1 rRNA gene is annotated in these 414 nt (G+C 58.0%); it reads right to left on the minus strand.

Annotation, left to right across the window (positions count from 1 at the left end):
* Positions 1–8: 8 nt before the first annotated feature.
* Positions 9–414: ribosomal RNA gene (locus tag ULO1_RS13395) — 16S ribosomal RNA — on the minus strand; the annotation flags it as partial.

Genomic DNA, 414 nt, shown 5'->3' on the forward strand with positions numbered 1-414 from the left:
CTCCTTAGAAAGGAGGTGATCCAGCCGCACCTTCCGATACGGCTACCTTGTTACGACTTCACCCCAATCATCTGCCCCACCTTCGACGGCTGCCTCCTTGCGGTTAGCCCACCGGCTTCGGGTGTTGCAGACTTTCGTGGTGTGACGGGCGGTGTGTACAAGGCCCGGGAACGTATTCACCGCAGTTTGCTGACCTGCGATTACTAGCGATTCCGACTTCATGCAGGCGAGTTGCAGCCTGCAATCCGAACTGGGACCGGCTTTTTGGGATTTGCTCCGCCTCACGGCTTCGCTGCCCTCTGTACCGGCCATTGTAGCACGTGTGTAGCCCAGGACATAAGGGGCATGATGATTTGACGTCATCCCCACCTTCCTCCGGTTTGTCACCGGCAGTCTGCCTAGAGTGCCCACCTT

The organism is Carboxydocella sp. ULO1, from assembly GCF_002049255.1.
Lineage (GTDB): Bacteria > Bacillota.